At 45.9% G+C, this 12,556-nt stretch carries 10 protein-coding genes; 7 read left to right on the top strand and 3 right to left on the bottom strand.

Annotated features, from left to right (window positions below):
* Positions 1–27 precede the first annotated feature (27 nt).
* Together E1757_RS19965 and E1757_RS19960 are read right to left on the bottom strand one after the other, a co-directional pair.
* Positions 28–327, bottom strand: coding sequence for a 2Fe-2S iron-sulfur cluster-binding protein (locus tag E1757_RS19965; RefSeq protein WP_165972192.1), 300 nt, complete (start codon positions 325–327; stop codon positions 28–30).
* Positions 320–1,597: a DUF455 family protein gene (locus E1757_RS19960; RefSeq protein WP_133231368.1), complete on the bottom strand. Its 1,278-nt coding sequence runs from the start codon at positions 1,595–1,597 to the stop codon at positions 320–322. The genes E1757_RS19965 and E1757_RS19960 overlap by 8 nt, the downstream gene beginning before the upstream one ends.
* Positions 1,598–1,739: 142 nt before the next feature.
* Here E1757_RS19960 and E1757_RS19955 point away from each other — a divergent pair, with 142 nt between their 5' ends.
* The 6 genes from E1757_RS19955 (at position 1,740) to E1757_RS19930 (ending at position 9,469) form a co-directional block, all read left to right on the top strand.
* Positions 1,740–2,639, top strand: coding sequence for a helix-turn-helix domain-containing protein (locus E1757_RS19955; RefSeq protein WP_165972191.1), 900 nt, complete (start codon positions 1,740–1,742; stop codon positions 2,637–2,639).
* 152 nt (positions 2,640–2,791) lie between these two features.
* Positions 2,792–4,351 carry a response regulator gene (locus E1757_RS19950; protein WP_165972190.1) on the top strand — a complete coding sequence of 520 codons (1,560 nt, stop codon included), beginning with the start codon at positions 2,792–2,794 and terminating at the stop codon, positions 4,349–4,351.
* A complete protein-coding gene (locus tag E1757_RS19945; RefSeq protein ID WP_133231362.1) occupies positions 4,351–6,096 on the top strand; it encodes a cache domain-containing sensor histidine kinase in 1,746 nt (581 codons plus the stop codon). The genes E1757_RS19950 and E1757_RS19945 overlap by 1 nt, the downstream gene beginning before the upstream one ends.
* A gap of 227 nt (positions 6,097–6,323) precedes the next feature.
* Complete coding sequence (locus tag E1757_RS19940; protein ID WP_133231360.1) at positions 6,324–7,670, top strand: ABC transporter substrate-binding protein; 1,347 nt, start codon at positions 6,324–6,326, stop codon at positions 7,668–7,670.
* 89 nt (positions 7,671–7,759) lie between these two features.
* The gene (locus E1757_RS19935) at positions 7,760–8,644 is read left to right on the top strand and encodes a carbohydrate ABC transporter permease (protein WP_220446510.1); all 885 of its coding nucleotides are present in this window, start codon (positions 7,760–7,762) and stop codon (positions 8,642–8,644) included.
* A 3-nt stretch (positions 8,645–8,647) separates the two neighbouring features.
* Entirely contained in the window at positions 8,648–9,469 is an 822-nt protein-coding gene (locus E1757_RS19930; protein ID WP_133231356.1) for a carbohydrate ABC transporter permease, read from the top strand.
* A 95-nt stretch (positions 9,470–9,564) separates the two neighbouring features.
* Here the strand turns inward: E1757_RS19930 and E1757_RS19925 are convergent, their stop codons facing one another.
* Complete coding sequence (locus tag E1757_RS19925; protein ID WP_133231354.1) at positions 9,565–10,560, bottom strand: LacI family DNA-binding transcriptional regulator; 996 nt, start codon at positions 10,558–10,560, stop codon at positions 9,565–9,567.
* Positions 10,561–10,797: 237 nt separating this feature from the next.
* On the opposite strand from E1757_RS19925, the gene E1757_RS19920 reads away from it, so the two are divergent.
* A complete protein-coding gene (locus tag E1757_RS19920) occupies positions 10,798–12,513 on the top strand; it encodes a hypothetical protein (protein ID WP_133231352.1) in 1,716 nt (571 codons plus the stop codon).
* Positions 12,514–12,556 lie beyond the last annotated feature (43 nt).

The following is a 12,556-nucleotide window of genomic DNA, read 5'->3' as shown; positions in this document are numbered from 1 at the left end:
CTTTACAGACCTACTTGCCCCGGCAAACTAGACTTGTCGCCGTCTGCGGGGCGAAGCCTTCTCAAGAATGGCATCGCTCCTGCACAAGCTCATGCAAATCAGACGGCGGTTCTCCTCCAGCTCTTGTTCGGAAATCATGCATAGATCCGCATCCTCTTGCTGGACGTAACCTTCTTTCACCTCGAACAAACAAGTCCGGCATGTTCCATTTCTGCAGGAGTAGGGGACTTCGATATCTTGCCGGATGGCCGCATCCAGAATGAGCTCGCCGTTCTTGACTGTAAAGCTTTGATTCGAGGGCATCAAACGCACGGTAAAATCAGCCATGAAGTCTCGCCTCAATCTCCGCGATTTTCTGCTGCAGCCGGGAATTGAACGGTTCATAATTCCATTCCTGATGCCGCTGCTTGATCCAGCTTTGCCACGTTTCTTTGACTTCTATTTTATAATCCTCCAACGCGTCCAAATCATTGTCCAGCCGGTGCAGCACCCATTTGTATCCATACAGCAGGTGGATGCTTTCATCGGCCCAATCATAATCGAAATCTTGCGAGCTTGCCGTATCTCCCGCGGCTTCAAAGTCCGCCTTCAAACCGGATTTCCAGCTTGGGCCGTTCGTCTCCAGCGCGTGCAGCAGAGCCAAAACCGCCAATTCTCCTTGATCCGATACAGACCGGTAATGATCGGCTATAACGGGATAATCCACGCCGGCTTCAAAGCCCCAGGCCTTCAGCCTTTGTTCCCCCATCATACAATGGCGCGATTCGTCATAGGCCCACCGGGCGCATTCCAAATAAAACTCCCACGGCATGTCGTTCCATTTCCAAAGGACCAGATCGGGAATTTCCGCAGCCCATATTTCATTGACATGATTGATCCCCTGCCATACTTGTCGTTCAATAAACTTTTCGGGCAGCCTGGGCGGCATATGGTATAAGGCCGATGTGAAGCGCGGATCGCGTTTTGGAGCAAGCGGCGGCACGTAATCGCTGCGACCCGCGATGGATGCCGGAATTTCACCGCTTCCGTGATCCTTGCCTGACAATCCTCCGCTGTTGATCAGAAATTGCTCCAGCAGCCTCTGCCACTGCCCGGCTTCGGATTTGTCTTCCGCTAATTGTGAATAAATCGTTCGGGCTTCCGCCAACTGGTGTTGTATTTGAGGGATAAAGCCTTTCATAAATGCAATCGTAGGGGCATCGTCAAGCGGGTCGGCATCCTGCAAATAGCTCTCATATAAAGCAAGCAGCGCTTCTTTCGTCACCAAGTACACGCCTGCAAGCAGTTCCGAATCGTTGCTGCAGCGGATCAGCGAAGAGAGGAACAGCTCCAGCTTCGGATCGTGATCTTTATCGACATCGCGCCGGGGATAACGCATTTCAAGCACCCGGGTTCTCAAGGCATCTGCCCGCAAGGAATCCTCCCAAATATGTCTGGGCAGCGTTTTTTTAAGCTCCCAATCGCTCACGTTAACGACATAGCCTCCTAATGTCCGCATGAGCTCGCGCTCGATAAAATACAGCCTTTTAATCATAGAGGACGCTTCCTCGACGCTTCTTTTACCCGGATTTCCCATAACTATAACTTGCTCAGACATATTCGCAGCTCCTTTTTCTGTGGATAGGTTAAGGGTAGCAAGACGGGAATAAAAAAGCCATTTACATATGTTTGTTATTTTTATATATTTGTTGTGTGTATTATAAACATATTATATATTTGTTCTTATGTGGAGGTGTTTTATGGAACAACTGTTTCGTATCCCTAAACTGTATACCTCAATTTTGCTGGAAAGCTTGCATTATGCAAAGGTTGAAAAAGGCTGGACTTACCCGAATCACCGCCATTTTATATTTGAATTTATTTATTGCGCTTCAGGTTCGATGGAACAGTGGGTTAACGGCCAACCCTTTGTGCTTAAGGAAGGCGATTCGCTCATCGTGAAGTCCGGTTTATACCACCATACGGCTCCTCTCTCAGAAGATACCGAGTTTTTCGTATTCCATTTCGATGTGGATATGAAGGAGGTGCAAACTATTTTTCAAATCGCGGCAAACCCGTTGATTCCGTCACAGGAGCGCACGCAGTCGGATCAGGCCGGAATATTTTCCGTCAGCAGCTGGGTAAAGGGGTTTATCGAAGAATTTGGCGAAACCTTGATCAAGCATGAAGATTCACTGATCAAAGAGGTGGAGGAACGGTTGGCTTCCTCGGTCATACTGCTGCGGATGCAGATGCGAATTCTTGATTTTATCGGCCTGTTGGCGGATTACTTTATTAAGGATACAAAACTGCTGGAACATAACAAAATGAACGCCTCGCAGATCAATTTGGCGCACGAGGTTGCCTATCAGCTGGAGCTGCACAGCGGTGAACGGCTTCAGATCAACGAATTGGCCAAGCATGTGGGCGTGAACCGGTCTTACCTAAGCAGCTGCTTCAAACAAGTGTACGGTATTGCGCCACGGGAATATTTTACGAAAATAAAAGCGCGTACAGCCAAGCTTCTGCTGCAAAATACGGATTTGACCATCGAAGAAATTTCAACGAAGCTTGATTTCTCCTCATCGGCGCATTTCAGCAAATTTTTTCTTAATACCGTGGGTTTGTCTCCTCTAAAATACCGGAACGCGTCTAAGTGAACTCGTTCAGCTTTGCTGAACATCGGGGAATCAGATGGGGACTCAACCCCACCTGATTCAAGGCCCACCTTAGAGGTGGGGGTCTTAACCCGATAAAGTCGTAATCGGATAAATATATGCAGTCTCGGAATATTCCAGGAAACGGGGTGAAAATGTTGCTTAAAATTATGATCGTGGACGATGAATCGATTGTGCGCAAAGATTTCAAATATATGATCGGCTGCGCGGACGAGGCGTACAAGATCGTGGCGGAAGCCGCAAACGGCAAGGAAGCATTGGAAAAGTTTAACGAGCACCGTCCCGATGTCGTCATTACCGATATTAAAATGCCGTTAATGGACGGGATTGAATTGGCCGAATGTATTCTGAGGGACAGCAAAGAAACGAAAATTATTTTGTTGTCCTCGTATGCGGAATTTCACTTGGCCCAAAAAGCAATTCATCTCGGCGTACACGCTTACCTGTTGAAACACGAAATGGATAGCGTTATTTTATTCGATTACCTGAACAAGTTATTCGAGCAGATCGGGGAGGAGAGGAAAATTGAACGCAGCAAGACAATGATACAACTGATGCAGAGTAATATGGATGCGGAAGCGGAACAAGAGCTTTTGGATAAATTGGATTTGACTATTTTGAAGAGAAGCTTTATTTTAATCGTTTTTGATATAGAGGACGAACATGAATCGGAGAAGAAAGCATCCATGACCGTGCCAGTCCTTTCGGAGCGCGAGTTTTCGAGTATTATCGGCGATCATATGACCGGGCCCGGACTATGGGAATTGATGCAAATGGCCGAGCGTGAATACGTATGCATACTTAAAGCGGACGGTGCAGCCGGCGAAAGCCAGATGATGCAGGAAGTGCGTACCATGGTTATCAACATTCAGGCAAGCATGAAAATGAAGCATCAAATGACAGCTGCGGTGGCGGTAAGCGGACTTTCATCGCCTGGTGAATCCATATCGGGCTTATACAGGCAGACAGCGGCTAAATTGAAGTATAAGGTGTTTTACAAAGGTCAGGCGATCGTGACGGGCATTCCGCCTGAATCTTCCGGACTAAGCGGGCTTACCCTCCAAAAAACAACGCTTGATCGCTTAAAGCACCATTTTTATCAAGGCGAATACGAGCAGGTGCAAGTCTGTTTGAAAAAACTGCTGCTTGACCATACGGTAGAAAGGCAGGACCTTACTATGCTGAATAAAGCCGTGGACGGGCTGCTGCTGTTTGTCCGCGATTTTGTCTCGGAGCGTAATCGGGAGCGGGCCGATCAGTACGACCCCTATAAGATGCATGAGGAAGTGTACCGGTTGGGCAGCGTTTACAAGATCTATGACTGGTTTCTTATTCTGTTTGATAAACTTCGTCAAGAATATAACCACAAATATTGTTTAAAGGTGCTGAAAGCGCTTCATTACATCCACACCCATTTCAACAAGGACATCGGATTGGAGGAGCTTTCTCGCGTCATGGAAGTAAGCCCTATTTATGCCAGTCTGTTGTTTAAGAAAGAGGTCGGCGAAACGTATAAGTCGTATTTGGCCAAGCACAGGGTTCATACAGCCGAAGCTCTGCTGCGGACCGGATCTTACAAAATATATGAAATCGGGAATATGGTGGGCTACCAGACGACCGCATATTTTTGCCGTATCTTTAAACAAATTACGGGTAAAAATCCTTCCGATTACGAATACAGGAGCCGCGAATAATGAGATTCCGCAACTTCAGCATCAAGACCAAAATCGCCATGCTTTCATTCATAGCTCTATTTCTGGCCTTGTTATTCAGCGGTATTTCGATCTACGCCTACATGTACGGCATTTTGTCGCAAATTGTTGTCAAAGACAATACCGTCATTGTTGCTAATCTGGGGCAGCAGATCCATTATTTTCTGGACTACTCCAAACAATTTGCCAAAAATATTATTATCGACGAGAAAATCCAAGAGGCGCTGAGAATCAAAGATTCCCATTCGATGAACGAATACGATTATTATACGAACATCCGCAAAATCGACGAGCAGCTAAGCATGTATTTTGCGCTTCGCGACAACGTTATCGACGATATTTATATTATTGGCAGCAATAACCGGATCATAAGCAACAAGTACTCCGGTTTTTCCGGTAATAGCGATTGGTACTCCGAATTTGCGCGAGCGGAGCAAGCATCCGGCTTCACTGCCGTGCATTTTTCCGTCGGACCTTCCCACCCGAATTCGGTCTCCAAGGTGATCAGCTACATCATCACCATCCATGACAAGTACAACCCGGAAAGGGTGCTGGGCAAGCTGGTCATTGATTTGAAATACGAAGTTCTGGAAGAAATTTTCCAACAAAAAATGGGCAGTATGAATGAGCTGCATTTAATTCGGCCGGATCAAATGATTTATACCAGCGCAGCGGGGAAAGACGTGCATGGACTGTTAACCGATTTAAGAGAGCTGGCGCCCGGAACCTTGCTTAAGGACGGACGTCATTTCATCGTTCAACGGATTGCGGGAGCGGATTGGACATTAGTGGGCTCCATTACGGAACATACGATAAACGCGGAGATCCGCAATATCGGCTTCCGTTTTATGCTGATTTTATGTATATGCATGCCGGTTCTTATGCTCCTCATGTTTCCGGTCGTGAACAAAGTAACCAGACCCATCATGCAGTTGAACAGGGCGATGAAGGAGGTTTCCATGGGGAAGCTGGACAAAGAAATCCACATTCGTTCCGGAGACGAGATCGAGCTGCTGGCCAACGGATTCAACTCCATGGTGAGGGATATTAAACGGAGTATGGATGAGTCGAAACTAAAGGAACAAAAGGAGAGGCAGCTGGAATTGCAGCTGTTGATGAAGCAGATCAATCCGCATTTCATCTATAACACTTTAAACTGCGTGATTTACTTGGCAAGACAAACGGGAGCCGACGATATTATCACATTAACCCGATCGTTTATTATGATTTTGCAGCAAACGATTAAAATGCAGCCGGACGAAATGGTGACGATACGGGAAGAAATTACTTATATTCAGAACTATGTCGATATTTTGCATTACCGCTATGAAGAAAAGGTTGAATTTATGTTAGATGTCGATCCCTCATTGATGCTGTGTAAAATCCCCAGGATGATCTTGTACCCGCTTGTGGAAAACAGCATTTTTCACGGTATTTTGCCGGGGAAGGGGAAAGGTACGTTATCGTTAGCGATACGGCGGGATCAAGATATGATGCATATTGAAGTAGCCGATAACGGTATCGGCATTTCACCTGAACGGATGGCGGACATCCAAAAAATGCTGACCAGGGATATATCGGAATCCATCGATCATATCGGTCTTCATCATGTGAATCAGCGGCTGCGAATTCATTTCGGCGAACACTGCGCGCTGCAAATCGAGAGCAATTCCGCAAATCGGACCCGGGTTTCATTTACGCTACCGCTGGAGCTTGAAACGATGTAAGAAAACCTCTATCGAGGCCTTTCCAAGATGAGCGACCGCGATTTAAAGGTAGGTTTTCTTGAAATGACAGAAAGCTTCAGCTCCGCTGAAACTTATTCTTTCTATCATTATAAAAAAAGTGCAACTTTTATTAAAAACGTTATATTTGAAAGTGCTTACAATGAGCCTAACATTAATAAAGGCCGTTCACATCAGGCTGCTCTATCAAAAAGGGAGGTTATTGAACAATGCAGAAAGCAAACGTTTTCAGCAAATTGGCGGTACTCAGCATTTGTTTCGCATTACTCGCAGGCTGTGGCGGGGGAGATTCCAAGCCATCCAGTTCTCCGAACGGCAGCAATCCGCAGGCTGCTTCGCCCTCGAATCCAAAGGATATGAAAGCCCAAATAACCGTGTGGACTTGGGAGCCCAGAGACAACCAGAAAAAAATTATCGATGACTTTAACAAGGATTACCCGGGCATCGATGTAACTTTTACGAATGTCGAATCGAGGGATATGGTTACGAAGCTGCAAACTGCTATGGCTTCAGGGGCGGACCTGCCTGACGTTGTCTGGCTGGAGAGCGCGAACCGCGGCAAACTGATCGATCTCAACATCTGGGAAGATTTATCCGGTGCTCCTTACAATGTCAAAAAAGAAGATTTGCTCGATTTCATGATTCCGCTGTCTACGACCAAAGAAGGGAAGCTGGTAGGGATTGAAGTATCGCCGCCGTTTGCAGGGCTTTCCTACAAAAGGGATTTGGCCAAAAAATATTTGGGCACGGACGATCCTGTCGAGCTGGAAAAGCTGTTGAAGGACTGGAATGCTTTTACGGAAAAAGGAAAACAGGTCAAGGAGCAATCGGGCGGAACGGTATTTATGTTTACGGGAGTGTCGGAAATCATCAGCATTGCGAAAGGGCAGAACACCATACCATTGGTTAAAGACGGCAAGCTGAACATTAAAGAATCGCTGACACCGATCTTTTCCCTGGCGTTAAACATGCAAAAAGCGGGTATTGTAGATAAGCTTGAAGGAGGGGCGCCACCCGCTTATTTGGCCTCCTATGCGGCCAAAAAGCATATTTTTTATCCTGCCGCTACCTGGGCGCCGACATATCGAATCAAGGCAAATGATAAGAACGGATCGGGCAATTGGGGAATTATGGGGGCTCCTGGCGGCGGATTTTTAAACGGAGGCACTATTGTCGCTATTCCGCAAAAAGCAAAAAACAAACAAGCGGCCTTTGAATATATCAAGTGGATGTACTTGTCGGAGAAAGGGGCGATTTCCAATCGGGACCATCTGGAATACTTCAACACCCTGAAATCCACCTACAAGGATCCGAAATTTTATTCCAAAACGGACGCCTTCTTCGGAGGACAAGACGTTTTGAAAAAATTTGCGGAAATTGCTCCGAGTGTGATCGTCGGCCCGCCTGTAACGAAATATGATAAGGAAATCATTGGCGCCATCGATTTGGCGGTAAAAACAATGAACTCGAACGAGGACGGAGCCCTTTCCGTCGATACCTTGATCAGCTCGATGGAAAAAGATATATTATCGCAGGTGCCGGAATTAAAAAAATAGAACGTCAAACTGCGAGGAATGCTGCGGGATCGTATCCAATGCATTCCTCTCCTTCTCCATAGGAAAACATGTTGGAACGGAGTGTACTTATGCAAATCCGATTGAAAAACATACAGCCCTATTTTTTTCTTAGTCCTTATTTTTTGTTGTTTGGCGTATTCAGCCTGTTTCCCATTTTATACTCGTTTTACATCAGTTTTCAAAAGTGGGATGGTTTTAATGAAGCTCAATTTGTCGGGCTGGACAATTATGCCGTTTTATTGACCGATATGTCGTTTTATCAGGCTTTGCTAAACACTTTTTTATTAATCGTCGTCGCTATTCCGCTGCAGCTGTTTACAGCCTTATTATTAGCGGCAATCATCAAAAACTCCTTCAAAGGGAAATGGGGAGGGGCGTTAAAGTTAATCCACTTCCTGCCCTATATTACAACTCCGGTTGCAGTTGCGATTTTGTTTCAAATCATGTTTGACTGGCAGGCGGGCACCGTTAATATGCTGCTGCAATCGTTTCAGAGCGCCGCCAATCCCATCAACTGGCTGGGTACGGTGTGGGGAGCCCGCTTTGTCATCCTGATCCTGGTCTATTGGAAATATTTCGGTTATTTAATGGTTATTGTTTTTGCCGGTTTATCCGCGATTTCGGAAGATATTTACGAAGCCGCCTCCATAGACGGCGCATCGGCGAGGATTGCTTTTTTTAAAATTACGCTTCCACTGCTTAAACCGGTCATTACCTTCCTGGTTGTTACAAGTATTATTGGCGGCATCCAGTTGTTCGACGAACCCAAGCTGCTGTTTTCCACGCCGCTCGGAGGCCCGGACCGCTCCGTCATGACAATCGTTATGAAATTTTATGAGATTTCCTTTTCCAATTTCAATTTCGGCTACGGCTCTGCGATGGCTTACGGCACCTTTGTTCTCATGTTCGTGTTGTCCATGCTGACGTTGAAATTATTTAACAGGGGGGAATGAAGCATGACGATCCAACGCTTGAACAAAGGACTCATGTACCTGATCATGCTGTTATTTGCGGTATTTTCCTTAACGCCGTTTTATTTTATGCTGATCATGGGAACGTATGTTAATGAAGATCTGTTTACAGGCTTGAAGCTCCTTCCCGGGACGTATTTATTGGAAAACTGGAAGACGGTTATGGCCACCGACTTTGCCCGTTTCTACGGAAACAGTCTGTATATTGCCATTATAGCGACGGCCGGAGGCCTATTCGTCAGCGCGCTGGCCGGGTTTGCATTCGCCAAGTACGATTTTAAATTGAAAAACATGCTGCTCCTGGTCGTCATCGGCACATTGGCCGTCCCCAATCAGCTGGGACTCATAGGCTTTGTGGTGGAAATGAAATGGATGGGGATGATCAACAGCCATTGGCCGCTGATCCTGCCTCCGATGGTGAATGCGTTTGCCGTTTTTTGGCTCATGTCGTTTATTAAAACGGCTATTCCGAATGAGGTGATGGAAAGCTGCAGGATGGATGGCTGCGGCGAGCTGAGAATTTTTTGGCAGATGGTTTTACCGAATATTACACCGGCACTCGTGACCATTTTTCTGATTTTGTTTTTGCACTCCTGGAATAATTACCTCGTTCCGTTGGTCGTTTTGAACAAGGCGGAGCTTTATACCATCCCGCTTGCCATCTCGATGCTGGGAAATATGTACCGAAATGATTACGCCGCCAAAATTTTGGCGCTTGCTCTTGCGACGGTGCCGGTCCTGATTTTTTTTGCCGTTTTTTCCAAAAGCTTGATTCGCGGATTGATGGTGGGCAGCGTGAAGGGGTGAATTGAAATTTCATTTTTAGCGGGAGGTAGCCGTTGTTTCCACCATAACAAGACCTGGCGGCGATCTTTCCGCCAGGTTTTATGTCATGAATCTTGCTATTCCGAAACCGGAGGACGACAGGAATCGCGTTCGATAATCTCGGGCTCAACAGTTTGGATCAGGGGCAGCTGCTCCTGAGTTTCAATCATGAGAAGAATCGATTCGACCACTTTTTTAGCGATGATGTCAATCGGCCCGCCTACCGCCGTCAAGGGAACGGGGAGCTTGTCCATTTGGGGAATGTTATCGTAGCTGACGAGTGAGATATCCTGGGGTATCCGTATGTTTTCCTCTTGCAAAGCCCGTAGTATACCCACGGAGAGATCATAGGAACCGCTGATAATCGCGGTCGGCTTATAGGAGGATGCCAATAGTTGTTTGGCTGTTATATAACCCTCGTGCGAGTCCAATCCATTAGAGTTGACAGTCATTTTTGGATGTGTGGGCAGACCGAACTCGATAATTCCATCGGTGAACCCAAGATATTTCTCTTGTTGGCTGATCCTGCGGTTTGAAACATCGCCAATATAAGTAATCCGTTTGTGCCCGAGACCCCATAAGTATTGAACTGCATTGAAAATGGCTTTTCTCCTATCGACATAAACGGAAGGAAATCCCTTGCTTGCCGGTTCCCCATAACAAAGAACGGGGACTTTTGATGTATATGGGCCGGCATAACTTGTAGGATCGCTTCGATCGAACACAAGAATGGCATCGACCTGGATCTGATTGAATAACTGAATAGCAGATTCCGCAGGATTGATAGATAGGAGCATGGAGTAACCGCATTGATTCAGTTCCTGATTAATTTTTGTCGCCAGAGTAGATAAGGTCGCTCTATCTACATTCGGCCAGACGGCTCCTATGGTACGGCTCTTTTTGGAGACCAGACTTTTTGCGGCTATGTTCGGCTGGTAGCCCATTTGTTCGGCAATCTGGCTGATCTTAAGTTTGGTACTCGGTTTCACCAGAGGGCTGTTATTTAAAGCTTTGGATACTGTAGCCACGCTTACCCCTGCAATCCGCGCAATATCTTTTATCGTTACACTCATTTCATAATTTCCTCCGTTGAAAACGATTACTATAATAATAAACGTTTTTATAAAGTTTTTCAAAATGGAAAAAAGTTGTTGATCTTACAATAATAATCGCCTACAATAAAAAAGTAAACGTTATTATTTTTATTAATGGACAAACATTAAACATCAGAAAAACCTTGTATATTATGGTTTTTCTGATGTTATCGCATAATAATAACGTATTTTTTAAGAATTGGAGGCATCACTTTCATGGCTGAATTTAAATTTCGCGCTCTGGAAATACATAGCCAACATGCATGGAATTACGACTGGGTTATGAAATCGCTTCGTTTCATGAAAGAGCATAACTTGAACTCATTGGTGCTGCACCGGAACGATCTGATCGACCTGATCGTTTATCCGGGAAAATATTTTGGGGCCATACGTAAAAAGTACAATACTATCTTCGAGCGGTACCAGGATATTTTTCGCGTGCTGTACAAATACACTCCTACACGAAGAAGCGGACCTTATCAACGCAGGGCTTATTTGAAACGGGTTATCGAAATGGCTAAACGCGAAGGCATCGAAGTGTACATAGAAAATAAGGAGCTTTATTTTCCGGAAATTATTCTCGAGTTTTATCCGGAGCTGGTGAAGGACGGGAAAATTTGCGCAAACGAGCCGTTCTGGTGGGATTTCACCAAAATTAAATTTCAGGAGTTTTTCGAGGAATTTCCGGATATAGCAGGGATCATTACAGCGCCTGCTACAGGTGAAAGCAAAGTATCCATCACCTCCAACCGCTGTACCTGTGAGCTGTGTAAGCATACAACCCGGCAAGAATGGTTTAAGAACTTGGCTTTAGCGATGTTTGAACCGATTCATGCGGCGGGCAAGAAACTGATCATACGCGATTTCGTATTCGATGCGAAAGCTCACCATGATATTGCAGACGCTATGGACCAGCTGCCGACCGAGATTGCCTTCGCGTTGAAAAACACCCCGCACGACTTCTATCCGACATTCCCGGACAATCCAAGGATCGGAAAGATGGGCGGGCATGAGCAATGGATCGAATACGACTCCATGGGGCAGTATTTTGGCTGGGGAATCGGCGCGGCGATCATGGTGGACGACTACAGAAGAAGATTGAAACTGGCGAAGGACAACGGGGCCGCGGGAGTGATTATACGTACGGATTGGGAAAGCTTGGATGGGCATACCTCCTTTGACACTTTAAATTTTATCAATTTGTATGCTTTCTCGGCTCTGGCAAATGATTTGGATGCGGACAGTACCGCTATTTACCGGCAGTGGCTGGAGGATAAAAGTTTTTTCAAACCGGATCTGACTGCGGATCAAAAACGGGATACAACGGTTTGGGTGGAGAGTATTGTCGGCCAAACCTGGGAAGTAACGAAAAGAACACCTTATGTGAACGACTGCGTCTTTTCTGATTCAAGCCAGCTGCCGATAAGCTTCGAGCACGCCCTCTGGTTAGCGGAAGAGAAAAACAGCTTAAAGGATTGGGTGCCTGCCAAAGCGGCTGCTTTAAACACGGATGAAGCAAATGTTGAATTTATTTTGGTAGAAAAGGATCAAGCGTTAGCTCTTGTCAGACAATTATTGCTTCAAGTTAGAGAAGGCCACAAAGGAATTACACATGAAGCGCATCAATATTTGATCGATTGCTTTGAAAATTTCGAAAGATATGTGCTGGCCTTCCGAGCTGTTGTACATTCGGTCATCCTGACTAAATATAAATTGGAGCAACCGGAGAATAGCGATTCAATCTTCGCTAAGGGGGCTGAGAGGCTGTTAAACAAAAGTCTGGATGATCTGATGAAATTAGCGGGCCAATTCAATGAATTGTTTGAAACGACGGACTTTAATCATCGAGTATATACGCTGCTGGACGCCGATCGTTTGACCGCACTTCACAGTGACCTGAATAGAAGATTGGGACGGGGGAGTGATCAATAATAGGATGCGCCGCTTGTATGACGAAATTGCAAGTGTATAAACG

It is taken from the genome of Paenibacillus piri, from assembly GCF_004354045.1.
GTDB classification, from domain to species: domain Bacteria; phylum Bacillota; class Bacilli; order Paenibacillales; family NBRC-103111; genus Paenibacillus_S; species Paenibacillus_S piri.
The sequence above is the reverse complement of the archived record's forward strand: the minus strand, read 5'-3'. Positions and strand labels throughout refer to the sequence as shown.